Here is a 23,697-nt window from a genome sequence, read left to right on the forward strand (position 1 = left end):
GTTTCGACCTACAGGCCCTATTTGTTTAAATTCTGCCCTTAATCGGGCAGAAAGCGGTATTTCGTCGAACAATCCAAGGCAGACTGGATCGTGCGCATTTTCTCTTACTGCAGTTAACTCGTTAAAAAGAACGCGGGCCGGGCCCTGGGGCCTGCACAGCCTGCGGTTCGCCAGGGCGGCGAAAGGTCAGGTCATGCTGCCTCGGAGCTGCCCGATTTGGACGCCGCGTAGACGCCGGAGAGCGACGGGAACTGGATGTTCGCGTGCGGAATATCCTCGATCGGGCCGAAGACCGGCGTGCGGGCCAGGACCTTTTCCCGCTGCTCTTTGAAGTTGGCCGTCAGAAGCTGGATCGGCTTGGTCAGGCCGGGATAGCTGCGCGGCTCGAGTGCGGGTTCGTAGCCCAGGTAGCGACGGTAGAACGCCGTGTGTTCGGCGCGTACCGGGGCCAGGGCCAGGTCGACGTCGTAGAAGATCGACGCGAGAAACGGAATCCGCAACGTCAGGAAGTTCAACGGGATCCGTTGCCGGCGTGCCGATGACGAGATCACGAAGCGGGTCGGGTCGAGGATGGTTCTTTCCTGCTTGAGCTCGTCCAGAAGTTCCGGAAAGACCTCGAGGGTCGGTGATTTCCAGCACAGTTTCGACAGCAGGTGAAGCCGGACCGCGGCCAGCATCGTGCCGTCGATCCTGACCGCTACATGTACGCAGTTCTCGGTCTCGTCGAACGGGTCCGACATCCTCTTGTCCGCCCTTGCTGACACGGTGCTTTCGGCGCGGTAGCACGTGTATCTCAGGCGATAGAGCTCTTCGAGATCGTCGTCGTCCGTGAGAACGGAGTAACGCGCCGGCTTGAGCGCCTCGATGACTTGCTCGTACATGGGCTTTCCTTAAATTCTGCGGTTCTCAGGGTGCGGCGCGGCACACCAGAAGGTCGCTGTAGTCGCGATAGACGGATCGTTGGTCGAGGATCTCGAAGCCTGCCGCCGTAACGGCCGACGCAATCTCTGCCGGGGTGTGTGTCCAGTACGTGCCGTTCAACTGGGCCTTGAAGATCGCCTGGTTCTGCTTGGCGATCTGCCGGGCCTGCCAGAATATTTCCAGCGTACGGATGAGCCCGTGTTCTTTCTTGAGCGTGGTGAACAGGTACCGGCGCCAGTCCTGCACATTCATCGGACGGCCGAGATCGACGAGAAAGAGCAACCCGCCCGGACGCAGCATCCGGCGGATGTCGACCAGCCGTTGCCGCGGGTCGGGCATCGCATAGAGCGAATGAACGCTAATCACGAGATCGGCCTTTTCTGGCGCCTCGGCGCTTTCCAGTCCGACATTCTGGTAGGTGACGTTCTTGCGGGCGGCCAGTTTCGCCCGGGCGGCCTGCATCATGCCGGTATCGGGTTCCACCAGGCAGATGCGGCTGCCGGGGCAGAGGCGCGCCGCGATCTCGGTATAGTTTCCGGTTCCGCCCCCAACGTCGTATATGATCCCGGGCGTCTCGATTCCGGACAGGAAGTCCTCGAACTCCTGCATCAGGGCCTTATACTCTGGGTTGTGCTTCGACAGCAGGTCGTAGGCCGCTGCGTAAGCGCTCCAGTCGGCATTCGACGCAGGGCCGGGACGCTTGACTTCACCATAGTTCACAACTTACCTGTCCTTCCGAATATGCTTGAGAGGGGGAGCGCAGGGCCTCCAAGCTCTTTGCGGAAACAATCGCAAACCAATAATTACATTAGTGAATTGTTAATATGTCAGCGCGATATTGCAACCCACAAGCGCAACAGCGGGTTGAATTAGGCGATATTGTTTCCATTTCAGGTTAATCCTGAGGCGGATTAGCCACATCAGCCGGTCTCTGTTGTCGGACAGGGTCAACGCGCGTGGCACGGTCGGTCGCTGCTTTGCGGCGCTTTCCGGCGATCATCATCTTATAGGTGTATTTTACGGCCCGTTGGGCATCGCCCCAGCGCGGACCTTCGCGCCCATGGCGTCACGCTGGCGTAACGGCGGCCGGCGTTTTCGCCCCAGTCCGATGCGCCAACGGCCGAGTGTGGCAGGTATATGGCGGAGACGCCGGACTTGCAGGAGAAATGTCCCGGTTCTGACAAAAAACAACCCGATTCGTCGGCGAAACCCCCTGCCATGACGCGCTGAAGTGCGAGAATCGTGGAGATGTCATGCTGGTTTCGCTAAATTTTGATGGTTCAGTCGATCTGGACCTGGTTGCGCATTTCCTTGGCATTGCCACGCATGACAACATCAATGCTGCCCCGTCCGGGCCTGCGACAGCCCGCATGGCGTCGTACAGCCCGCTGGATATCGGGCCCCGGCCAGTGATGGCGGTCCTGGGGGAGAAAAATCACCTTAAAGTTGTCTTAATTTAGCCGATATCCAACCGTTTACTGACTGTTAAGTGGTAAAACGCGCAACCGAAAACAACAGGACCCGAAACCGCTTGGCCTGTTGGGAGCGATGAAAATGCATCTACTTGCTGTAGACGACGAACCGACAATCCTGGAGCTGCTTCAGCTGATCATCCAGACGCTAGGGGATCATACCGTGATCACCGCGACCTCTGCCGCAGAGGCGCTGGAGCTATTGGACAATCCGGAGACCCCGGCGATAGATTGTTTCCTGATCGACATTCAGATGCCGGACACCGACGGGGTGTCGCTGTGTCAGACCCTGCGGTCGAAGCCCGAGTATCAGCTGACGCCGATCCTGATGCTGACCGCAATGACCGACAAGTCCTATATCGACCGGGCCTTCGCGGCAGGCGCCAGCGACTATATCACCAAGCCGTTCGATATCGACAACCTGCGCGGCCGCATCCAGCTGATTGGCGACATGTCCAAGAACAGCCGGCAGGCCGTCATCAGCGCCAAGCCCAGGAACGAGGTGATCCCGGAGGATTCGACCACGCTGGCCCTGCACGAACCGATCTTCGTTCAGGACGTGGACGGGTGTATCACGTATCTCGCGATGGAGAACTACGTGTCGCTGATGTCGAGGAAAAAGCTGTTCGGCTCCTCCATCATCGGGTTCACCATCCGCAACATCGAAGAGCTGCACCGGACATCGACGCGGTACGAATACGAATGCATCGTGACCGATGTGGCCGAAGCGATCTCGATCGCCCTGGAAGAGTTCGGAGCGCTGATTTCCTATGCCGGGAACGGCACGTATCTGTGCGTTCTGGAATGCGGATCGCAACTGAAGCCGGATACGCTGGCGGATCAGGTGAACCTGATCATGCGCAGCATGGACCTGTATTCCAACGACGGGTCGCCGATCAACGCGTTCGTGTCGGCCGGGGAGCAGGTTCGCCTGGTGTGGAAGTCCGGCCAGAGTGCGGTGGATGCCCTGGCGCAGGCGCATGAAAGCGCGGAGCGCGCAAGCGGGCGGCATGCGCGCAACCTCGAAGACTTCTGGTACGACAAGCACAGCATGAACATCTAGCCCGCGTCGGTCGGCACCGGCGGAGGCCGGGGCAGGCAACGGGCGATGTTTCGGGATGCGGCAGGGCGATGAAGGTCATCGCCCTGACCGTTTGTCAGTCGCCTTCGGCCACGCCCTTGGCGCGGGCCGCCGCGCGTCGCGCGCGGTAGCTGGGCAGGATCACCAGGAGCGCGGCGAGCACCAGGAGCGCCAGCGTCATCGGGCGTTCGATGATGAAGCCCATGCCGTCGTAGAGCTGCATCGAGCGGGCGAAGTTGTCCTCCATCATCCGGCCGAGGATGAACCCGATTAGCAGCGGCGCCAGCGGATAGTCGGCGAATTTTAGCGCCGTGGCGCAGACGCCGAAGCCAACGAGGATCAGCAGTTCGGTGGCGTTGTTCTGGCCGATATAGGCGCCCATCAAAGTGAAGAAAAGGATGAACGGGATCAGGTAGTTGCGCGGAATGCTCAGCACCTTGGCGATGTAGGGGATCAGCGGCAGGTTCAGAACCAGCAGCACAAGGTTGCCGATGAACATCGACATGATCACCGCCCAGAACACCTGTGGCTCGTCCACCATCAGGCGCGGGCCGGGCGTGACGTTGAGCGCGATCAGCGCGCCCAGCAGGATCGCCGTGGTGCCGGACCCCGGAATGCCCAGCGTCAGCAGCGGCACGAAAGACCCGGTGCAGGCCGCGTTGTTGGCCGTTTCCGGTGCGGCGAGGCCTTTGATTGATCCCCTGCCGAACTCGTACTGTTCCTCCTTGGTGGCGAGGTTGCGCTCGACCGCGTAGCCCAGGAAGCTGGCGATGGTGGCGCCGGCACCGGGAAGCACGCCGATGAAGAAGCCCTGCAGCGACTGCCGCCCGATGACGGGCGCTATGGCGCGGCCTTCCTTGCGGGAGATGCGCAGGTTCTCGATCTTGCCGCCGCCGTCGCCGCCCATGTCTTTCTTCTTGAGCACGAGAAACAGCGCCTCGGGCAGGGCGAACATGGCCATGGCCAGCGTGATGAAGCCGAAGCCCGACTGCAGGTCCATCAGCCCCATGGTGAAGCGCGGCATGTTGAAGAGCGCACCCTCGCCCACCGTTGCCATGATCAGGCCGACCAGGGTCATCAACACCGCCTTGGCCACCTGGCCCGTGCCGGCAAAGGCCGCGATGGCCGACAGGCCCACGACCATCAGCGCGAAATACTCTGCCGAGTGGAACAGGAGCGCCACGGACGACAGGGCAGGGGCGAAGATCATCAGCAGGATCGCCCCGATCGTGCCGCCGGCGAAACTGGAGATCGCGGCGATGGTCAGCGCCTTGCCAGCCTTGCCCTGGCGCGCCATCGGATAGCCGTCGAAACTGCTGGCCACGGTGCCTGCGACCCCCGGCGCGTTGAGCAGGATCGACGAGGTCGAGCCGCCGAAGATCGCGCCGTAATAGACGCCGGCCAGCAGGATCAGCGCCGCCGAGGGGTCGCCCATGGAAATGGCGACGGGGATCATGATGGCGATGATCGACATCGGGCCCAGGCCCGGCAACATGCCGATGAAGGTGCCGATCAGGCAGCCTGCGATGACCATCAGCAGGTTCTGGATTGAAAGGGCCGTTTGCAGGCCGATAAGAAGTCCTTCGAGCATCGGTCAGCCTCCTTACATGAAATAGGGCAGCGGGCTGAGGAAGATCCCCAGAACCCGGTCGACGAGGTACCAGACGATGCCGGTGGCAAAGACCGCGACGGGGATCAGGATGTGGAGCTTGCGTTCGCCCAGCACGATGCCGCCAATCGACAGGAAGCCGACCGTCGACAGCAGGAATCCGGCGGGCCGCAGGAAGATCGCGTAGGCCACCATCAGACCCAGCAATGTCAGTGCCTGGAAGATGTGGTAATCGCCGAGACGCCGATAATCGATCTCGGGCTTGGCGGACCTTTCGGGCGGCGCCTCGAACCCCAGCACGATCATCAGCGAGGTGAGAATGGCCAGGACCGACAGGACCTTGGGAAAGGTCGACGGCCAGATGGGATTGCGCTGCATGAAGGGCGGCAGGAGGTCGTCCATGGTGAAGAAAGCGGCATAGGCATAAACCGATGCGACGCACAGGATGACGAAGGCGATCCAGCGATCGAGGGCCATGTCATGTCTCCTTCGGTTGGTTCGTGTTGCTGCGGGAAGGCCGGGACCCGGGACCGCCGTCATGGGCGGCTGCCCGGGACACGTCCGGCAATGCGAAAGACGGGGTGTCGAGGGTTGAGGTGTCGCGGGCTGCGCAGGCCGGTTCCGTTCGGACGGGGGACCTTGCGGTTTTTCCGCGTTCCGGTTGCCAATGCCCGGAGAAACGCGAGGGGATTGCCCCCTCGCGCAGACCCGTCGAAATCAGAGGAAGCCCAGCTTCTTCATCAGGTCACCGATCTGCTTTTCCTGGTTTTCCAGGAAGGTCTGGAAGTCGTCACCCGAGTTGTGGATGTTGACCCAGCCGTTGCGCGCACGCACGGTTTCCCATTCCTCGGTGTCGTACATCTTGGAAAGGGCTTCCTGGTATTGCGCCAGCTTTTCCTCGGGCAGGCCCGGGGCGCCGAAGAATCCGCGCCAGTTGACGAAGGTGGTGTCGATGCCCTGTTCCTTCATCGTGGGCGCGCTGTCATACGCCGGGACGCGTTCGTCTGACGTCACGCCGATGATCTTGACCTCGCCCGCCTCTGCCAGCGCCACGGCCTCGGAGAAGCCGGTCGACAGGGCGGCGATTTCGCCCGAGAGCAGCGCCGCCATGGCCTTGCCGCCCGCGTCGTAGGGAATGTACTTCATCTGAAGCGGGTCCTGGCCGGCCGCTTCCATCGTCATCGCGGCCACAAGGTGATCCATGCTGCCCGGCACGGACCCGCCGCCGATGGCGGTGGCGTTGGGATCGTCCGCGAACCTGGTGACCAAGTCTTCCATTGTGTCGATGTCGCTGTCGGCGTGGACCACGAGGGCCGCGTAGTCGCCGATGGTGCCCGCGACCAGCGTCAGGTCGCGGAAGCTTTGCGGGAAGACGCCGGTGAGCGACCGGATGATGATCGGGGTCGAGTTGACCATCAGCGTGTCGTGGTTGCTCTCGGCATTCTCGATCAGGTAGTTGAGCGCCTTGCCGCCGCCGCCGCCAGACAGGTTTTCGTAGGACGCGGTGCCGACCAGACCGGACTTCGTCAGGGCCTCGCCCGTGCCGCGCGCGGTGCTGTCCCATCCGCCACCGGCACCGCCGGGGATCAGGAAGTGGACGCTGTCGAGCACCTGGGTGTCGTCGGCGAGGGTCGGTCCGGTGAATGCAACAGCGGCCGCCGCCGCCAGCGCCATGCGCCGGGTCATCTTCAGTGTCAGCATTATCTCCTCCATTCATGCTGTTATTTTCTCGATGCCGTCCTTGCTACCGTCTCAACCTGTCGTGAAGCTGTCATACCGGGCCCATCGGCGCGGCGGGCGTCAGACGACTGGAATTTCTTTCAGAATTGGCGGATGCTGCGGGCAGGGAGGTACAATAGCGGAGATGCGTCTGCTTCTGGTGGAAGATACCGCTGACGTGGCGGATGCCATTGTCGCGAGCTTTGCGAATCGCGGCGATGCGGTCGATCACGCAGGTTCGGTCGAAGAGGCCGCGGACGTGCTGGCGGTGCAGGATTACGACGTCATCATCCTTGATATCGGCCTGCCCGACGGGTTGGGCACGGATATTCTCGCAAGCCTTCGGGGTCGGGGCAAACCGACGCCGGTGCTGATGCTGACCGCGCGCTCGGACATCGAGGACCGGGTCGCCGCGCTCGACAAGGGGGCGGATGACTACCTGATAAAGCCCTTCGACCTGCGCGAGTTGCACGCCCGCGTCCGGTCTATGTTCCGACGGCACGACATGGACCGCTCGGGGCGGATCGAGTTCGGGGATATCACCTTCGATCCGGCGGGCCTGACCGTGGAGGTCAAGGGCAGCCCGGTTTCGCTGGCCCGGCGCGAGTTCAACGTGCTGGAGATCCTGCTGGCGAACCGCGAACGCGTGGTGACGAAGGATACGCTGCTCGAGCGTCTTTATTCCTTCAACAGCGAAGAGGTCAGCCCGAACGCCGTCGAACTTTATGTCGGGCGGTTGCGCAAAAAGCTGTGCGACAGCCGGATCACGATCAAGACGCTGCGGGGGCTTGGCTACCAGATGGTCGATGGAGAGTAGGGCGCGGAGCGGCACGCGGCTGACCGGGTCTCTGAGCTTTCGGCTTGGTGTGGCGCTGGCGGTGGTGCTGGCCATCGGCGGCGTGGCGGTGTCGCTGGCGGCCTATGCCTATGGCCGGAGCGCGGCACAGAATTCGTATGACAGGCTGCTGGTCGGGGCGGCCAACCAGATTGCCGGGTCGCTGAGGCTGCGTGGCGGCGAGATCATGGTCGATATCCCGGTCTCGGCCTTCGATCTGCTGTCGCTCGCACCAAGGGACCGCGTGGTCTATGCCGTGTTCGATGACCGGGGGCAGCTGATCACGGGGTATGACGCCGTGGACCCTCCGGACGGGGACGACGGGTTCTTCGGCGGCAGCTTTGCCGGCGAGCCTGTGCGGTACGCGCATGTCAGGCGGCTGTTCTCGGAGCGGTCGTTCCTGGGTGCGGTGGACGTCGTGGTCGGACAGACCATCGAGGCGCGCCGAGAATTGGCGCAGCAGGTCACGCGAAACGCGCTGGTGGTCGTGGCGGCGGTCGGGCTGGTGGTTTCGGGGCTGGCCTTCCTGGCGGTGAACTCTGCCCTGCGCCCGCTGCGCCGGCTGGAGCGTGATGTCGCGGCACGTTCCAGTCGCGACCTGACGCCGGTGGATGTCGAGGTGCCGCAGGAGATTGCCAGCCTGGTGGCGGCCCTGAACCGCTTTATCGGGCGGATCGACCGTCAGTTGCGGATCATGCGCACGTTGATTGCCGACGCCTCGCACCAGTTGCGAACCCCGATCGCGGCGCTTCGGGCGCAGGCCGAGTTGGCGCGAGAGGCGCCGGATGCCGAAGAAATGAGGCGTATCGTCGAGAGGATCCATGAACGGTCGCGCAACCTGAGCCAGTTGACCGACCAGCTTTTGAACCACGCGATGATCATTCACCGTGCGGACAGTGTCGAACTGACGTCGGTGGATCTGCGGGTGGTGGCCAGCGAGGCCGTCGCGCAGTTCGATCAGACGCTGACAGGCGCCGAACTCGAAGTGCGGATGGACCTGCCCGAGGAGCCGATGATCTGCGACGGCGACGCCTTGTCGTTGATCGAGGCCTGCAAGAACCTGATCAACAATGCCGTCGCCTATGGCAAGCCGCCGATCACCGTCTTCGTGGAAGATGCCGGCGCGACGTTCCGACTTGGGGCGCGCGACCGGGGCGACGGGATGGCCGAGGAGATGTGGGCGGATGCGGGCTCGCGCTTTGCGAAACGGTCCGGCGTGTCCTCGACCAGTGCCGGGCTGGGGCTGTCGATCGTCAGTGCCGTGGCGCAGGCGCATCGCGGCCGGATGAAGATCCGGCGCCCCGCCGACGACCGCTTCGAGGTTTTCGTGGAGCTTCCGAAAGTCAGGGAGGTGGAGGCATGAAGCCGATCGGCTTGATGTTCGTGATGATGCTGGCCGGCGCGGCGGTGGCCCAGCCGGCGCCCGAAGCCGTGAAATCCTATGGTCCGGCCGATGCCGGGCGCCGTCTTCTGGTGCGCGGCACAACCGACATCGCCCGGTTCGAGACGGTGATGGACCTTTTCGCGTCACGCCGCGGCGATACGCGGATCGACTACGAGCAATGGGGTTCGAACGACCTGTTCCAGGTGACAGTGGCGGATTGCCGACAAGGCGTCGAGGCCGCCGACATGGTGATCAGTTCGGCGGTCGACCTTCAGTTCAAGCTGGCCAATGACGGATGCGCCAGGGCGCATCGGTCGGCCGCGACGGCGCGTCTGCCGCAGGTCGCCAACTGGCGTGACGAGGTGTTCGGCATCACCCGCGAACTTGCGGTGATCGTCTATAACAGGCGCCTGATCGACGATGCGGAGGTGCCGCGGTCCCGGTTCGACCTGATCGACCTTTTGCGGCCCGATGACAGCCGGTTTCGCGGCCGGGTCGCCACCTACGATATCGAAGCCTCGGGGCTGGGGTATCTTTTCGCCTTTGCGGATGCGCAACAGGCCACGACGTTCGGCAGCCTGATCGAAGCCTTCGGGCGCAGCGGGGCGGTGGCCACCTGCTGTTCGGCCGAGATCATCGACGGGGTGGCCGATGGCACCTACCTGATCGCCTATAACGTCCTGGGCTCCTATGCCCTGGCGCGGGCCGAGCAGAACCCGGACATCGTCGCCGTGGCACCGGATGATTACACGCTGGTTCTGGCCCGCGCCGCCTTGATCCCCCGCCTGGCCGCCGAGCCGGACCTGGCGGGCGCGTTCCTGGATTTCCTGCTGTCCGAGGCCGGACGGTCGGCTCTGAGATCGGCGCAGCTGATCGTGAGTACCGAGGAGGGAGGACCCGAGTACCTGCGCCTGCCGGACACCGCGGAAACGAGTTTCCGGCCCATTGCATTGACGCCGTCTCTGCTGGTGGGGCTCGATCGGCACAAGCGGCGGGATTTCATCGCACTCTGGCGGTCGACCTTTCCCAATGGAGAAGGCGGCGCCGAGGTGACGCCGGAATGACCGCAACCGCCGCGGCGAAGATTGTCCCGGTCGCCCGCTGGCGCGGCGCGTGATTCCTGCGGCCAGGCGTTGTGGCAGGGGCGTCTGAGGGCCAGGACGGTCACGATCACGAGGGGGTCGGGGCGGGAGGATGGCGGTCGTGGCCGGAGTGCTCAAACCTTGGGCCATCCTGCCACGCGGTGCTGTCGCGTGGCAGGCAAGTGCGGTTTGCTATGGATAAACTGAACGGAAGGGTTTACGGAACGAACCTAGTTAAGACATCGCGGTAAACATCCGCAATCGGGGGTCGAAACGCATGATGAACCGCTCCATCCTAGCCATCGCAACCGTCGTTCTGGGCCTGACCGTGTCAAGCCTGTTCGCCGGACGCGCCCTATCGCAGCAGGCACAGGACCCGGTGCCGGTCGTGGTTGTCACCTTGCAGGCGAAGACGGTGACGCTGACCTCGACGCTTCCGGGGCGGGTGGCCGCGTCGGCGGAGGCGGAGGTGCGTCCGCAGGTCAACGGGATCATCACGGAACGGCTGTTCCGGGAAGGCGCCTTTGTCGAGGCCGGCGACGCGCTTTTTCGCATCGATTCCGCCACCTATTCCGCCGCGGTCGAACAGGCCCAGGCCGCGGTGACGCAGGCGCGGGTGCAGCTGGATGCGGCGGAGGTCGAGGCCGAACGGCTGGTGGAGCTGCGCGAGCGCAACGTGACGAGCGAACGGGCCTTCGACGAGGCAAAGGCGGTTCGGGACACGGCGGCGGCAGCGGTGGAGGTGGCCGAGGCGCAGTTGCGGTCGGCGGAGATCGAGCTGGAACGCACCACGATCAAGGCCCGCCTTTCGGGCGAGATCGGCCTGGCGCGGACCAGCCCCGGCGCGCTGGTGACGGCCAGTCAGGCCGAGCCGCTTGCCGTGATCCGGGAGATCGACCCGGTCTACGTGGACGTGACCCAATCGGCTGCCGACCTGCTGCGGTGGACGCGCGGACAGACCGAGGACCAGTTGACCAACGCCGATACGACGGTGCGGCTGACGCTGGCGGACGGGTCGGAATATGACGAGACCGGCACGATCACCGCCGCGGAGCCGAACGTTGATCCGCAGACCGGCGTGGTGGTGCTGCGCCTGCAGTTCGACAACCCCGACCGGCTGCTCTTGCCGGGTATGTACGTTCAGGTCGAGATGCCGGTCGGTACCGCCGAGAACGTGCTGCTGGTGCCGCAGGAAGCGGTGCAGCGCGACCGGCGCGGGCGCCCGTTTACATGGGTTGTGACGGCCGAGAACGTGGTCGAGGAGCGCCAGGTGAGCATCCTTCAGGACCGCGGTGCCGACTGGGTGGTCAACGGCGGCCTGCAGGACGGCGACCGCGTGGTCGTCGCCGGGTTCCAGAAGACCGGCGTAGGTGCCACCGTGGCCCCCGAGGAACGCCCGGCCCCCGAGGCCGAGGCGACCGGCGACGCAACCGAAGAGCCCGCAGAGGCGGGCGAGAAGACATCCCCATAAGGATCATATCCCATGGCGCGCTTTTTCATTGATCGCCCGGTCTTTGCCTGGGTCATCGCGATCCTGATCATGGGGGTCGGGGTTCTGGCGATCCGCATCCTGCCGATTGCGCAGTACCCGGAAATCGCGCCGCCTTCGGTGACGATCAACGCGACGTATCCCGGCGCCTCAGCCGAGACGGTGGCCAACACGGTGACGCAGGTCATCGAACAGCAGATGACCGGGCTGGACGGGTTGCGGTATTTCTCGTCCAACTCGACATCGGCGGGGCAGTCGAGCATCACACTGACCTTCGAGACCGGCACGGATGCCGATATCGCGCAGGTGCAGGTGCAGAACAAGCTGTCGCGCGCCACGCCGCTGTTGCCGGAAACGGTGCAGCGGCAGGGTGTGACGGTGGAGAAATCCTCGGCAGGCTTCCTGATGGTGATCGGGATGATCTCGCGCGGGGACGGCTTCGACCAGGTGGACCTGTCGGATTACATGGTCACCAACCTTGTCGACGAGCTGAGCCGGGTCGAGGGGGTCGGGTCGGTCCAGGTGTTCGGCGCGCAATACGCGATGCGGATCTGGTTGGATCCGTCCAAGCTGGCCGCCTTTGAGCTGACGCCTGCCGACGTGGTGAACGCCGTGTCGGCGCAGAACGCCCAGATTTCGGCGGGGGCGTTCGGCACAAGGCCGACGGTCGAGGGGCAACAGCTGAATGCCACGATCACCGCGCAGTCGCTGCTGACCTCGCCCGAGGATTTCCGGCAGATCGTCCTGCGGGCCGAGACCGATGGCGGGCTGGTGCTGCTGGACGATGTGGCGCGTGTCGAGATCGGTGCCGAGAACTATGCCACCATCGCGCGTTTCAACCAGGACCCGGCGGCGGGCCTTGCGGTCAGCCTGGCCCCGGGGGCCAACGCGCTGGACACCGCCGAGGCGGTGAAGGCGCGGATGGCCGAATTCGCGGAGTTTTTCCCCGAAGGCGTGGAATACGTCATTCCCTACGACACCACGCCCTTCGTGCTGATCTCGATCGAGGAAGTGATCAAGACGCTGTTCGAGGCGATCATCCTGGTCTTCCTCGTGATGTTCCTCTTCATGCAGAACCTGCGCGCGACGCTTATTCCGACGCTGGCGGTGCCGGTGGTCCTGCTGGGCACGTTCGGCGTTCTGGCGGCGGCCGGGTTCACGATCAACACGCTGACGATGCTGGCCATGGTGCTGGCGATCGGCCTGCTGGTCGACGACGCCATCGTGGTGGTCGAGAACGTCGAGCGGATCATGGAGGAAGAGGGCCTGCCGCCCCGCGAGGCGACCTACAAGTCGATGGGGCAGATCACCGGCGCGCTGATCGGGATCGCGCTGGTGCTGTCGGCGGTGTTCGTGCCGATGGCGTTCTTTCCCGGCTCGACCGGGGTGATCTACAAGCAGTTCGCGATCACGATCGTGTCGGCGATGGCGCTGTCGGTGGTGGTGGCGCTGACCCTGACGCCCGCGCTGTGCGCGACGATCCTGAAGCACAAGGACCGCGACAGGACCAAGGGCGCGTTCGGCTGGTTCAACCGCGGGTTCGACGCGGTGCTCAAGCGCTATGGCGGCACCGTCGCCTGGAGCGTCAAGCGGCCTTTCCGGGTGGGGCTGGTCTATTTGGCGCTGGCGGTCGCGATGGCCTTCCTGTTCACGCGCACGCCGACCGGGTTCCTGCCGGAAGAGGACCAGGGCATCCTGTTCACCCTGATCCAGACACCGACCGGCGCCACTGCGGAGCGGACTCTGGATGTGCTGGAACAGGTCGAGGAGTATTACCTGACCCAGGAGACCGAGACGGTGAACTCGATGTTCGGCGTCGTCGGGTTCAGCTTTGCCGGCAGCGGCCAGAACATGGGCATCGCCTTTGTGCAGCTGAAGGACTGGGAGGAGCGCAAGTCGCCCGATCAGAGCGTGCAGGCCCTGGCGGGACGGGCCTATGGCGCGCTCAGCGGGATCAGGGACGCGATGGTGTTCCCGATCGTGCCGCCCTCGGTGATCGAGCTTGGCAACGTGTCGGGGTTTGACGTGTACCTCCAGGCGCGCGGGGGGCAGAGCCACGAGGAATTGCTGCAGGCCCGCAACCAGCTTCTGGGGCTGGCCGCGCAGAGCGAGCTGATCGCGTCGGCCCGGCCCAACGGGCTGGAGGACGCGTCGCAGTTCAACCTGGATATCGACTGGCGCAAGGCGGGCGCGATGGGCGTGACGGCCAGCGACGTCGGTCAGCTGCTGACGGTGGCCTGGGCCGGGTCCTACGTGAACGACTTCATCGACCAGGGCCGGATCAAGCGCGTCTACGTGCAGGGCGACGCGCCCGATCGCGCGATTCCGTCCGACATCGACAAGTGGCGGGTGCGCAATGCCAGCGGCGGCCTGGTGCCGTTCTCGAATTTCGCGAAGGGCTCGTGGAACTACGGGCCGCAGGGCCTCTACCGCTTCAACGGCATCCCGTCGATGCAGTTGCAGGGCGCGCCGACCCCCGGCGTGTCGACCGGCGCGGCGATGGCCGAGATGGAGCGCCTGGCCGCGGAACTGCCGCCGGGTTTCGCGCTGTCCTGGACCGGCCTGTCGCTGGAGGAACGGCAATCGGGCAACCAGGCGCCGCTGCTCTATGCGCTATCGCTTGCGGCTGTGTTCCTGTCGCTTGCGGCCCTCTATGAAAGCTGGTCGATCCCGTTCGCGGTCATGCTGGCCATGCCGATCGGCGTCGTGGGCGCGTTGTCGGCGGCCTTCTTCGGCGGATTCGACAATGGCGTCTTCTTCCAGGTCGGGCTGCTGACCGTGATCGGCCTGACCGGCAAGAACGCGATCCTGATCGTGGAGTTCGCCCGCGACAGGCATGTGGCGGGTGAGCGTGTCATCGACGCGGTGGTGGAGGCGGCAAGGCAACGCTTTCGCCCGATCATCATGACCTCGATGGCGTTCTCGCTGGGGGTTCTGCCGCTGGTGCTGAGCTCTGGCGCAGGGTCCGGCGGGCGCAACGCGATTGGGTCGGGTGTTCTGGGCGGCACGATTTCCGGCACGGTGCTCGGCGTCATCTTCGTGCCGTTGTTCTTCGTGATCGTGACCAGGTTGTTCAGGTTCGGACGCGGTTCCGCCAAAGGCACCGACGCAGGATAGGGGCGGGCCGGGGTTCGTTCGTGGTCACCATGCTCTGAACGGGCAGGCCGCTGCTGTGCCGCGACGCTCCCGTTCCGCGACGGGGTCACGTTCCGGGGTTCCTGCCCGCTGTGGCGCTTGTTCGACTGGGCCTGTCCTCGGTGACCCATGACGGCGGGACGCGCGCGGGTGGCGAGGGCCGGAGACGCCGAGACTCATCCTGCGTGTTCCGGGCTTCTGTCTCATCTCCACTCCTTGGTGGTTACGATGTGCCAGAAACCCTCTCTTATCAAACCGCCCTCAACTGTCCCATTGGCGCTGACGTTAGACAGTATTATCAGCCACATGAAGATCTGGGATCTCAAGATACTCCTTGCTCACCTTTGCATCAAAGACAGGCGAAGCACGAGGAATTTCCAAGCGTCGCAGTAACTTGCTAGATGATGCCTACAATTTCAACTTCTCGTTGGACTGATTCAAAGGCTCAACGGCTAGAGTGCGCATCATCTCAAAACCACTTTAAGAATATGGGCACAGTTGAGAATTTTTCTTTTCCAGCACGATACCTCTGTACAATAATTCTTATTTGAGAATTTGAATGGAGTCATAAAAATGAAAAATGCTCGTAAAGCTCTTTCACTCGCGTTTATATGCCTTTTGGCAAGCCTGTGTATCACTGCCGAGAAAGCTTTGGCGCAAACCGGCGAGGTCGAACATGCCGAGACGTTGTTTCGTGCTGGCGATCTGGAAGAAGCACTAGAAGTCGCGAAACAGCACCAAAACGATCCCCACGCTCTTCTACTGATGAGCTTGATCTACCGGCAACCAGGGCCTTTCCACTCACCGGAATTGGCGTACCAATCGGCCAAGCGAGCATCTGCTGAGTTCGACTATCCACCTGCAATCTATCTCGTCGGCGAGTATTACGCTTCGGGTTTCGGAACGGAACGAAGGGGTGTCGCGGCAACTGCGAACAAGAACTATGCTGTAGAACTGGGCTATGATCCGGGGGCATCCCCGCTGGATTTTCGGAGCTTAGACCCGAAAGCGGTCGAAGCTATTCTAAAGGCATATAAGTTGCGAAGCCGACCGCCGAGCCAAAGGGACGAAGCTGCTATCACGGAGCAATTCAGGAAGGCTGCCTCGCTAGGTCACACGGATGCAAAACGTGTGTTGGCCGGACGCCTTCTGAGCGGTGCGGATGGTAAAAGGGATGGGGCAGAAGCAATGCGACTGATTGCTGGAATAACGCCAGCCAACCGACAAGTTATTGAGCTGGCCATCGCTGGAGATGCCCAAGCCCAGTATCTGGTTGCGCACGCATTCTACAGTCTTACCGGAGACAGTAACCTGCGCTTCCCGGAACACATGGAATCCGCAATGGCTTGGTACGGCAGGGCTGCATCCCAAGGTCATGCCGAAGCGCTTAGCGACTACGCATGGCTTTCACTTGCATTTGCAAGCACTGGACGCGGCACGGCCGGCGTTATCGATACGCAGGACAAAACAGTACTTGAGACCGCCCACGGCATGCTGACACTTGCCCTTTCCCAAGGGTCGCCTTCGGCGCGTGGGCGGTTGGCCCGCGTAGAAACGCTGCTGCGGCGGAAGATGAGCCACGAAAGAACCGTTGCTATTGCCGTAGCCGCGCTTGCTCTCTTTGCTTACGCGGCAGCAAATGCTCCTGAAGACCCAATCGCACAACCTGTCGTGCAGAACGACCGATGTGCGGGCATGAATGGATTGGGTTGGATCGACAATTCGATGGGGAACGCGGCCGCGATTTTTGGAGGTTGCCGCAAGTACTAAGAGGTTCTGTGCATCATGGGCAAATGCAGCGGCTCGTATTTTCTTTTGGCGTCTATTGATTGAATAGAAAGGAACTTAGGATGCGTAGTTTGTGGGCGACGTTTGCGATTGTGTTTGCACAAGCATGCTACGCACAGAGCGAAAGCGATATCAGAATTGTACAAAGTATTTTGGTAGCCACAGGTTCATCGGACGTTTCAGTCAACGGCGAATCAAATGAAGAAACCGTAAGTGCGGCTGAACAACTGGTCGATTACCTTAAGCCAAAGAGCAAGGTTTCCGGCAATCCCGTTGCCACATTGCGCGGTTTACTCGACGACTGGCCGGGCAACAAATCCGCGGGAGTCTTCAGCGGGCATTACAATTGTTCTCAGGGACAGACGCCTGTCACCCTGACGGTTGTCGGAGGGCGCTTCAAGCTCGAAGGCTTTGCAATTTTCGAGTTTGGAAACAGAGCAGACCCGTTCTCTCCTTGGGGTGTCTTTTACCTGCGTCGGAGCAATGACAAATATGACCGGGAACTCGAATTCGCTCCGGATGCCTGGATAGAACGGCCGCCACGTTTTTCGATGGTTGGTTTTCAAGGGGTGGTAGAAGATGACACTTTCACGGGCAGGATATTGGCTGGCGGATGCAGCACCATTGTGGCCAAACGTGAGAAGAGCTCTTTTGAATGCAAGAAGACGTCGACATCATTGGGCAGCAGATGCATTCGTGAACCTGATGTGGTCGCGGAGGTGCAAGCCGGCAGTGTGAAGATCCCTTCAATCTGCACGGCGAAAAAAGACGCTTATGGCGGAGCGGACCTCAGGTGTGATTTGAGCAAGTCTGTTCCAGCGAACGATCTGAAGCAACTGTTGGACTTGTCAGAACTCAGAGTATCCTCGGGTGCAAGCAACGCGAGATGGCTGAATGATCTGAAGCACCAAGCAAGTTTCTACCTAGGGTTCGCCTTCCTGGAGGGTGTGGGAGTCGAGCAGAATCTGAAAAGTGCACAGCATTTCTTGCGTTTGGCATCGGCTTCAATTGGCCAATTCGAAATCTACCTTCTGCCAAATCCTGGCCGGGTGTATTCCAAGTATGCCAACGAGCGCATGACCCATGTCGATGTCAAAGCGGCTTCTGACGATTTGTTGCTTATCGCCTATGCACAGGGCGATATTCTGGACAGCGAAATTACTCCGTCGATGCTCGACAACCTGAACGCCGCGATCCGTAAGAGAGTGCGTTCGAACAAGCGGACCGGGATTGTGCGCTTGATTGAAAGGCTTGGCGAACTTCCGTTCGTCGACGACATTTCCAGAACCACCGCGTACAGAGACATTCTGCAAACACTGGCGCCCGAAGATGCGATGGCGGCATGGCTTGCTTACACATGGGCGCCCACTGGTTGGGACAATGACTTGGTCACGGCTGCGCGACTTGGGCACCCCGATGCAGCCGCAATTGTAGGTCTGCGATTGGTGGAAGGCGGCGACTTCAAACTGAGCAGAAGCGCCAGGATCCAAAAGAATGAGAGGGAGAAACTCGCAATCGAGCTTTTGACAATTGCAAGTCGGGCTGGACATGCAGATGCAGAGGAGGCCCTGACAAAGCTGGTCCAACGCATCGATGCCGCAAGAGCCGCAAAATTGGCTCTTGAAAGAGAGAGAGCGGAGCAGGAGCGATTGCGGCAACAACAACGAGAAGCCCGGAAGGAGGCTGCGAGACTAAGGGCTGAGCAACGCCTGCAAGAGCTTAAATCGCTCGACCTGCAACCAATTGATCATGTTCAGGTGCAGCGGGCATTGGACCTGTTTCTGTATGATGTGGTCGCTTTGGTCAGCAAAATTGAATTCGGAAAGAATACGGCCAGACTATACGGCGGACGTGTTCAGTATCTGCTTGTAACCATGAAGTACCAGATTTCCGAGTTTGGTGGATGTGACCAAGACGGAGGGATTGCAGTTTGCAGGGTAACGTTCTCTTTGGATGTTCGCGACGAGGTAAACACCGGACTTGGTGGTCTCCATGGCGACATGGCTTCCGCACTTCGCGGTCTGGGCAATTCCCGTAGAACTGAAACGGATCTGGAATTGAAGTTCATCGGCGAAGAGTGGGAAGTTCAGCTCGACCCAAGAAGATTTGTTTCGCTATTTTGACCGGTTGGATACTTGGCCGGAAGGTCTGTGTCCGAATTCAAGAAAACAGAAGACACGTGCCGAGTAGTGAGGTTGCGCCATGAATAGACCAATCGCGGATGATGTCAGACATCGCGTCGAGCTTGCGTTTGTCCCAATGAAAAGCGTTAACTAAAGAGGTTCGGCTGACTAGGGGGGGTCACGAATGAAGCTGCTGTCCTTTGCGCTTTTTGCACTTGCTTGCCAAGTATCCGTGGCAGAAGCCTGTCTACAAAGGGTTACGCCTCGCTCCGGGGGCGAGGTTTTCTGGTCAAGAGACCTAGGCGAAGTTGCCCAACGCCACTATGCCAACGCGCTCGAAGCTCTCTCAGAATACGGATTTAACGACCCTTCGTCTTTGGATCCCAGCGTTAGGCAAAAGATGTCCTCTCAAGATTGGAGTTACCTGCTTGGAGCGTTAGAAAACGCCGAGAGATGCGGCAACGAAGAAGCAACCGCGGTCCTGAACGTGATACACGATAGAGCGCCAGTGCTGGTTCTAGATGGGACTAATCCGACCGTACTGGACTTGCTGTCGAGACTGAACCAGGTTGACTTCGACGCGAGCCACGGAGATTTCGACGTCAATATACTGAATGACTCAAAATCCCGGATCAATCGCGGCGAAGCACTTACGATAGTTGAGAAACATACCGGATGCTTTCGAAAACTCGAAGTGATAGAAAACATGACCTATCGCATGGTGCTTCGTGCACGTGACTATCGAGGCGTTGAAAAGTGTATTGTTCGAGAGATGACCGTTACACTTACCTGGATCGGCAAGCGCTTCATTAAGTTCGAGTGGGATGCGAAACAAGGTCAACCTAGACGTATTGAAGGTACTCTCAGAGCCGCCGACGTTAAGCCGGAAATCATGGCTGCTATTTCCAAATCTACTGGCTTTTCTCCTGAGGAATCGGATTTGACGGATGTCTATGAGAAGCTTGCTGTAGATTTCCTGGTGGCTGAAATATGCAGAGACATCAAGCAGAGGTATGATCTGACATTACAAGGCTCAGAAACGTTCTCCTACGACCGATCCCCTGCTGGCTGTGAGGTGAAATTCTTTGTTGGTGGCGGAAACAAATGGGTTTTCAATAGAATGCGCGCCGAGAACTGTGCAGCGGACGGAACTTGCATCACGTCGGGTCGCATAGAGTGTTCTTGGCAAGGGTTAGCATTTGCAGAAGGCTGTAATGATTTTCCAATGGACATAGAGGCGGCCATTACGTTTCGATCAGGCCGACCTGTCGCTGCAAATCCCGTAAATTAGCGAACTAAGCTCTAGTTGCACTTTTGCAGATGAGGAGCTTTCGTTCGCGAACCCTTGGCGATCACGTAGAAACCGCTCGTCTCAGATGCCAAAATTCTTTTTTTTACGGTGCGAAAAGCCTTTGGTCTCGGGCGGCTTGGAAGCCCTCCCCTCTGACGAGAAAGAGATGCAACGAATCGTGTCAATTTGGCGGGTGAAGGCACGGGATTTCCGGACTAAATCCAATCCGATAATCGCGCAAATTATCTCGGACACTTATCAGACACGCAAAACCGCGACCATCGCGTACCAGGCGCCGAGACCTTGATTTCAGTGGTGAGCCGTGCAGGATTCGAACCTGCGACCCACTGATTAAAAGTCAGTTGCTCTACCAACTGAGCTAACGGCCCACTAGGCGGCCTATCTAGAAAGAGGGGAGAGGGGGGTCAAGCCCCAATTGCACGGAATTTTCCGCTGTGGCTGGATTCGTCTGCGCGGGCGCTTTATATGCGCGTCCATGAGCGTTGCGCAGGATACCGGATTGCCCTTCATGAAGATGCACGGGCTGGGAAACGACTTTGTCGTCGTGGATGCGCGTGCGAGGTCGGTGGAGGTGACGCCGGCGCTGGCGATGGCGCTTGGCGACCGGCATCGCGGGATCGGATTCGACCAGCTGGCGGTGATCCGCGAGGGTGCGGGCGATGCGCATCTGGAGTTCTGGAACAGCGATGGCACGACGGCCGCCGCCTGCGGGAACGCGACGCGCTGCATTGCGCGGTATCTGCTGGACGAGACGGGCAAGGAAAGCCTGCACCTGACCACGGCGCGGGGGGATCTTTACGCGGTGGAGGCGGGCGATGGTCTGACCTCGGTCAACATGGGCGCGCCGTTTCTGGACTGGCAGGGCGTGCCGCTGTCCGAGCAGATGGACACGCTGGAACTGCCCATCGAGGGCGGTCCGGTGGCGACCGGCATGGGCAACCCGCATTGCACCTTCTTCGTCGACGACGCCGAGGCGATCCCGCTGGAAAGCTTCGGCCCACGCTACGAGCATCATCCGCTGTTTCCCGAGCGCACCAACGTTCAGGTGGCCAGTGTCATTGGCCCCGATCACATCCGGATGCGGGTGTGGGAGCGGGGCGTGGGAATGACGCTGGCCTCGGGGTCGTCCTCCTGTGCCGTGGCCGTGGCGGCAGCGCGGCGGGGGCTGACGAGACGCGATGTGCGGATCGATCTCGATGGCGGGACGCTGCGGGTGGACTGGCGCGAGGATGGCGTGTGGATGACCGGGCCGACGATGCATGTCTGCGACGGGGTGCTGACGGCGGATTTCCTGAGGGCCGCGTCGTGAGCGCGCCTGTTTTCACCACGCTGGGCTGCCGGTTGAACGCCTACGAGACGGAAGCCATGAAAGAGCTTGCCGGAGAGGTTGGGCTGGAGAACGCCGTTGTGGTCAACACCTGCGCGGTCACCGCCGAGGCGGTGCGCAAGGCGCGGCAGGAGATTCGCAAGCTGCGGCGTGAAAACCCGGACGCGCGGCTGATCGTGACGGGCTGTGCCGCGCAGACGGAGCCGGAGACCTTTAGCGCCATGGCCGAGGTGGATGCCGTCATCGGCAACACCGAGAAGATGGTGCGCGGCACTTGGACTGGCCTCGCCGCCGATTTCATCGGCGAGACGGAGGCGGTTCAAGTCGACGACATCATGAGCGTCACCGAGACGGCGGGGCACCTGATCGACGGGTTCGGCACGCGGAGCCGGGCCTATGTGCAGGTGCAGAACGGCTGCGATCATCGCTGTACCTTCTGCATCATCCCCTACGGCCGGGGTAATTCGCGCAGCGTGCCGGCGGGTGTCGTGGTGGACCAGATCAAGCGGCTGGTCGACCGGGGCTATAACGAGGTGGTGCTGACCGGTGTGGACCTGACGAGCTGGGGCGCGGACCTGCCCGCCGAGCCCAAGCTGGGCGATTTGGTGATGCGCATCCTGAAGCTGGTGCCGGATCTGCCCCGGTTGCGGATTTCCTCGATCGACTCGATCGAGGTGGACGAGAACCTGATGCAGGCAATCGCCACCGAAAGCCGCCTGATGCCGCATCTGCACCTGAGCTTGCAGCATGGTGACGACCTGATCCTGAAACGGATGAAGCGGCGGCATTTGCGCGACGACGCGATCCGCTTTTCCGAGGAGGCGCGCAAACTGCGTCCCGACATGACTTTTGGTGCGGATATCATCGCCGGGTTTCCGACCGAGACGGAGGCGGCGTTCGAGAACTCGCTGCGGCTGGTCGAGGAGTGCGGGCTTACCTGGCTGCATGTCTTTCCCTACAGCCCACGCCCGGGTACTCCTGCGGCGCGGATGCCGCAGGTGGACGGGCGGGCGATCAAGGAGCGGGCGGCACGGTTGCGGTCGGCCGGCGCGGCGCGCGTGGCGCGGCACCTGGACGAACAGCAGGGGCGGGTGCACCGGGTTCTGTTGGAGAATGCGCGGATGGGGCGCACCGAGCAGTTCACCGAGGTGACGTTCGGCAGCGACCAGCCAGAGGGGCAGATCGTGTCGGCGCGCGTGACCGGGCATGACGCGGCGCGGCTGACGGCGGACCCGGCCTTGTGCTAGTCTGAGGGCGGTCGGCCCTTGGGAGGCGCGCATGCAGACGCAGGATGTTATCGAAAAGGCTGTCGAGGCCTATGCCGGCGGAGATACCGCCGCGCTGGATGCGCTATTGGCCGAGGATTTGAGGTATCGGATCAACGGGCAACCGGATTGCGGAAAGTTCACCTGTGACGTGTCGGGCAAGGCGGCATTCTATAACACGGTGGGGGAGATCCTGGCGCGGTGGGAGATCACCGGCTATCGGATGGTGGACCTGATCGTGAGTGGCGAGCGGGCGGCGGCGCAGGTGGCGCACGGGGCGACGCACAAGGGGACGGGGCGGCAGTTCGACACGCGGCTGGCGTTGTTCTTTGCGGTCAGGGACGGGCAGATCACCGAGATCGTCGAGTATCATGACACCGCCGCGCTCGCGCGGGAGCCGTGACGCGCTGCGATTGTGACGGGGACAATTCTTTGCTGGTCAGGACGTGGCGCGCCGCGACATGGTGAGCGCGAAGGAGACCCGCCATGCATCCCAACCCGATCTTTCGCCAGACGCCCGAAGCGCGCAACATCGCTTTTGCGCGGGCGCAGGCGTTCGGGATACTGGCGGTGGAGGCCGAGGGCGCGCCGCTGATGGCCCATGTGCCGTTCCTTTTGACGGAGGATGGGGCGGCGGCGGAGTTTCACCTGGTGCGGTCGAACCCGATTGCGCGGGCGCTCTCTGAGCCCTTGCGCGCGCGGCTGGCTGTGGTGGGCCCCTATTCCTATGTGTCGCCGGACTGGTACGGGGCGGAGGACCAGGTGCCGACCTGGAACTACGTGGCAGTGCATCTGGTGGGCGAGGTCGAGCTGCGCCCCGAGGACGAGCTGCGCGACCTGCTGGACCGGCAATCGGCGCATTTCGAGGATCAGCTGTTGCCGAAGGGGCCCTGGACATCCGACAAGATGACGCCGGACGTCATGGCGCGGATGATGCGGCAGATCGTGCCCTGCCGGATGCGGGTGGACGAGATCCACGGCACGTGGAAGCTGAACCAGAACAAGGAAGATGACGTGCGGCTGCGGGCCGCCGACGCGGTGGAGGCGTCGGGGATGGGCGTCGAGATCGGGGCGCTGGCGGCGCTGATGCGGGATGCGAAAGGCTAGACCCGGCCAGTCCGCCGGCGTAGCTTGAGACGAATTTTGAAAGGACTG

Annotated in this window: 19 protein-coding genes and 1 tRNA gene; 14 read left to right on the forward strand and 6 right to left on the reverse strand. The window is 61.8% G+C overall.

Going from position 1 to position 23,697, the window contains the following annotated elements; translation table 11 throughout:
* Positions 1 to 191: 191 nt before the first annotated feature.
* A complete protein-coding gene (locus tag ACQY4V_RS18505) occupies positions 192 to 881 on the reverse strand; it encodes an N-acyl amino acid synthase FeeM domain-containing protein (RefSeq protein ID WP_428514231.1) in 690 nt (229 codons plus the stop codon).
* A 25-nt stretch (positions 882 to 906) separates the two neighbouring features.
* Positions 907 to 1,641, reverse strand: coding sequence for a class I SAM-dependent methyltransferase (locus ACQY4V_RS18510; protein ID WP_428514233.1), 735 nt, complete (start codon positions 1,639 to 1,641; stop codon positions 907 to 909).
* 533 nt (positions 1,642 to 2,174) lie between these two features.
* On the opposite strand from ACQY4V_RS18510, the gene ACQY4V_RS18515 reads away from it, so the two are divergent.
* Positions 2,175 to 2,381, forward strand: coding sequence for a hypothetical protein (locus tag ACQY4V_RS18515; RefSeq protein WP_428514235.1), 207 nt, complete (start codon positions 2,175 to 2,177; stop codon positions 2,379 to 2,381).
* A 94-nt stretch (positions 2,382 to 2,475) separates the two neighbouring features.
* On the forward strand, positions 2,476 to 3,456 hold the full coding sequence (locus ACQY4V_RS18520; protein ID WP_428514237.1) for a response regulator: 981 nt from the start codon (positions 2,476 to 2,478) through the stop codon (positions 3,454 to 3,456).
* Positions 3,457 to 3,550: 94 nt separating this feature from the next.
* Here ACQY4V_RS18520 and ACQY4V_RS18525 read toward each other — a convergent pair whose 3' ends face one another.
* From ACQY4V_RS18525 to ACQY4V_RS18535, 3 genes are all read right to left on the reverse strand, one after another.
* On the reverse strand, positions 3,551 to 5,065 hold the full coding sequence (locus ACQY4V_RS18525; RefSeq protein ID WP_428514239.1) for a tripartite tricarboxylate transporter permease: 1,515 nt from the start codon (positions 5,063 to 5,065) through the stop codon (positions 3,551 to 3,553).
* Between the two features lie 12 nt (positions 5,066 to 5,077).
* Positions 5,078 to 5,560 carry a tripartite tricarboxylate transporter TctB family protein gene (locus ACQY4V_RS18530; RefSeq protein WP_428514241.1) on the reverse strand — a complete coding sequence of 161 codons (483 nt, stop codon included), beginning with the start codon at positions 5,558 to 5,560 and terminating at the stop codon, positions 5,078 to 5,080.
* A 240-nt stretch (positions 5,561 to 5,800) separates the two neighbouring features.
* Positions 5,801 to 6,784 (reverse strand): tripartite tricarboxylate transporter substrate binding protein, encoded by a 984-nt coding sequence (locus ACQY4V_RS18535; protein ID WP_428514243.1) that lies wholly within the window; start codon positions 6,782 to 6,784, stop codon positions 5,801 to 5,803.
* 163 nt (positions 6,785 to 6,947) lie between these two features.
* Between ACQY4V_RS18535 and ACQY4V_RS18540 the strand changes: the two genes are divergently transcribed.
* The 8 genes from ACQY4V_RS18540 to ACQY4V_RS18575 all read left to right on the forward strand — a co-directional run bounded on the left by ACQY4V_RS18540 (position 6,948) and on the right by ACQY4V_RS18575 (position 19,929).
* The gene (locus tag ACQY4V_RS18540; RefSeq protein ID WP_428514245.1) at positions 6,948 to 7,619 is read left to right on the forward strand and encodes a response regulator transcription factor; all 672 of its coding nucleotides are present in this window, start codon (positions 6,948 to 6,950) and stop codon (positions 7,617 to 7,619) included.
* On the forward strand, positions 7,591 to 9,000 hold the full coding sequence (locus tag ACQY4V_RS18545) for a sensor histidine kinase (RefSeq protein WP_428514248.1): 1,410 nt from the start codon (positions 7,591 to 7,593) through the stop codon (positions 8,998 to 9,000). Before ACQY4V_RS18540 ends, ACQY4V_RS18545 begins: the two co-directional genes overlap by 29 nt.
* Positions 8,997 to 10,085 carry an ABC transporter substrate-binding protein gene (locus ACQY4V_RS18550; protein ID WP_428514250.1) on the forward strand — a complete coding sequence of 363 codons (1,089 nt, stop codon included), beginning with the start codon at positions 8,997 to 8,999 and terminating at the stop codon, positions 10,083 to 10,085. Before ACQY4V_RS18545 ends, ACQY4V_RS18550 begins: the two co-directional genes overlap by 4 nt.
* 295 nt (positions 10,086 to 10,380) lie before the next feature.
* Entirely contained in the window at positions 10,381 to 11,574 is a 1,194-nt protein-coding gene (locus ACQY4V_RS18555; protein ID WP_428514252.1) for an efflux RND transporter periplasmic adaptor subunit, read from the forward strand.
* A gap of 12 nt (positions 11,575 to 11,586) precedes the next feature.
* The gene (locus ACQY4V_RS18560; protein ID WP_428514254.1) at positions 11,587 to 14,709 is read left to right on the forward strand and encodes an efflux RND transporter permease subunit; all 3,123 of its coding nucleotides are present in this window, start codon (positions 11,587 to 11,589) and stop codon (positions 14,707 to 14,709) included.
* A 591-nt stretch (positions 14,710 to 15,300) separates the two neighbouring features.
* On the forward strand, positions 15,301 to 16,497 hold the full coding sequence (locus ACQY4V_RS18565; RefSeq protein WP_428514256.1) for a hypothetical protein: 1,197 nt from the start codon (positions 15,301 to 15,303) through the stop codon (positions 16,495 to 16,497).
* Positions 16,498 to 16,577: 80 nt separating this feature from the next.
* The gene (locus ACQY4V_RS18570; protein WP_428514258.1) at positions 16,578 to 18,638 is read left to right on the forward strand and encodes a hypothetical protein; all 2,061 of its coding nucleotides are present in this window, start codon (positions 16,578 to 16,580) and stop codon (positions 18,636 to 18,638) included.
* A 184-nt stretch (positions 18,639 to 18,822) separates the two neighbouring features.
* Positions 18,823 to 19,929: a hypothetical protein gene (locus tag ACQY4V_RS18575; protein WP_428514260.1), complete on the forward strand. Its 1,107-nt coding sequence runs from the start codon at positions 18,823 to 18,825 to the stop codon at positions 19,927 to 19,929.
* A gap of 313 nt (positions 19,930 to 20,242) precedes the next feature.
* Here ACQY4V_RS18575 and ACQY4V_RS18580 read toward each other — a convergent pair.
* A tRNA-Lys gene (locus ACQY4V_RS18580) sits at positions 20,243 to 20,318 on the reverse strand.
* 107 nt (positions 20,319 to 20,425) lie between these two features.
* On the opposite strand from ACQY4V_RS18580, the gene dapF reads away from it, so the two are divergent.
* The 4 genes from dapF (at position 20,426) to ACQY4V_RS18600 (ending at position 23,649) form a co-directional block, all read left to right on the forward strand.
* Positions 20,426 to 21,259, forward strand: a complete 834-nt coding sequence (dapF, locus tag ACQY4V_RS18585) for a diaminopimelate epimerase (RefSeq protein WP_428514262.1) — start codon at positions 20,426 to 20,428, stop codon at positions 21,257 to 21,259.
* Entirely contained in the window at positions 21,256 to 22,524 is a 1,269-nt protein-coding gene (gene mtaB, locus ACQY4V_RS18590) for a tRNA (N(6)-L-threonylcarbamoyladenosine(37)-C(2))-methylthiotransferase MtaB (protein WP_428514264.1), read from the forward strand. The genes dapF and mtaB overlap by 4 nt, the downstream gene beginning before the upstream one ends.
* A 31-nt stretch (positions 22,525 to 22,555) precedes the next feature.
* A complete protein-coding gene (locus tag ACQY4V_RS18595) occupies positions 22,556 to 22,945 on the forward strand; it encodes a nuclear transport factor 2 family protein (RefSeq protein ID WP_428514266.1) in 390 nt (129 codons plus the stop codon).
* Between the two features lie 83 nt (positions 22,946 to 23,028).
* Complete coding sequence (locus ACQY4V_RS18600; protein ID WP_428514268.1) at positions 23,029 to 23,649, forward strand: FMN-binding negative transcriptional regulator; 621 nt, start codon at positions 23,029 to 23,031, stop codon at positions 23,647 to 23,649.
* The last annotated feature ends 48 nt before the right edge of the window (positions 23,650 to 23,697 follow it).

This window comes from Roseovarius sp., from assembly GCF_965277045.1.
Classification (GTDB): Bacteria; Pseudomonadota; Alphaproteobacteria; order Rhodobacterales; family Rhodobacteraceae; genus Roseovarius.

Excerpts from the sequence above, each read along its gene's own strand:
- ACQY4V_RS18505 (WP_428514231.1), bottom strand. The coding sequence starts at position 881 with ATGTACGAGCAAGTCATCGAGGCGCTCAAGCCGGCGCGTTACTCCGTT.
- ACQY4V_RS18515 (WP_428514235.1), top strand. The coding sequence starts at position 2,175 with ATGCTGGTTTCGCTAAATTTTGATGGTTCAGTCGATCTGGACCTGGTT.
- ACQY4V_RS18520 (WP_428514237.1), top strand. The coding sequence starts at position 2,476 with ATGCATCTACTTGCTGTAGACGACGAACCGACAATCCTGGAGCTGCTT.
- ACQY4V_RS18525 (WP_428514239.1), bottom strand. The coding sequence starts at position 5,065 with ATGCTCGAAGGACTTCTTATCGGCCTGCAAACGGCCCTTTCAATCCAG.
- ACQY4V_RS18530 (WP_428514241.1), bottom strand. The coding sequence starts at position 5,560 with ATGGCCCTCGATCGCTGGATCGCCTTCGTCATCCTGTGCGTCGCATCG.
- ACQY4V_RS18535 (WP_428514243.1), bottom strand. The coding sequence starts at position 6,784 with ATGCTGACACTGAAGATGACCCGGCGCATGGCGCTGGCGGCGGCGGCC.
- ACQY4V_RS18540 (WP_428514245.1), top strand. The coding sequence starts at position 6,948 with ATGCGTCTGCTTCTGGTGGAAGATACCGCTGACGTGGCGGATGCCATT.
- ACQY4V_RS18550 (WP_428514250.1), top strand. The coding sequence starts at position 8,997 with ATGAAGCCGATCGGCTTGATGTTCGTGATGATGCTGGCCGGCGCGGCG.
- ACQY4V_RS18555 (WP_428514252.1), top strand. The coding sequence starts at position 10,381 with ATGATGAACCGCTCCATCCTAGCCATCGCAACCGTCGTTCTGGGCCTG.
- ACQY4V_RS18560 (WP_428514254.1), top strand. The coding sequence starts at position 11,587 with ATGGCGCGCTTTTTCATTGATCGCCCGGTCTTTGCCTGGGTCATCGCG.
- ACQY4V_RS18565 (WP_428514256.1), top strand. The coding sequence starts at position 15,301 with ATGAAAAATGCTCGTAAAGCTCTTTCACTCGCGTTTATATGCCTTTTG.
- ACQY4V_RS18570 (WP_428514258.1), top strand. The coding sequence starts at position 16,578 with ATGCGTAGTTTGTGGGCGACGTTTGCGATTGTGTTTGCACAAGCATGC.
- ACQY4V_RS18575 (WP_428514260.1), top strand. The coding sequence starts at position 18,823 with ATGAAGCTGCTGTCCTTTGCGCTTTTTGCACTTGCTTGCCAAGTATCC.
- dapF (WP_428514262.1), top strand. The coding sequence starts at position 20,426 with ATGAGCGTTGCGCAGGATACCGGATTGCCCTTCATGAAGATGCACGGG.
- ACQY4V_RS18595 (WP_428514266.1), top strand. The coding sequence starts at position 22,556 with ATGCAGACGCAGGATGTTATCGAAAAGGCTGTCGAGGCCTATGCCGGC.
- ACQY4V_RS18600 (WP_428514268.1), top strand. The coding sequence starts at position 23,029 with ATGCATCCCAACCCGATCTTTCGCCAGACGCCCGAAGCGCGCAACATC.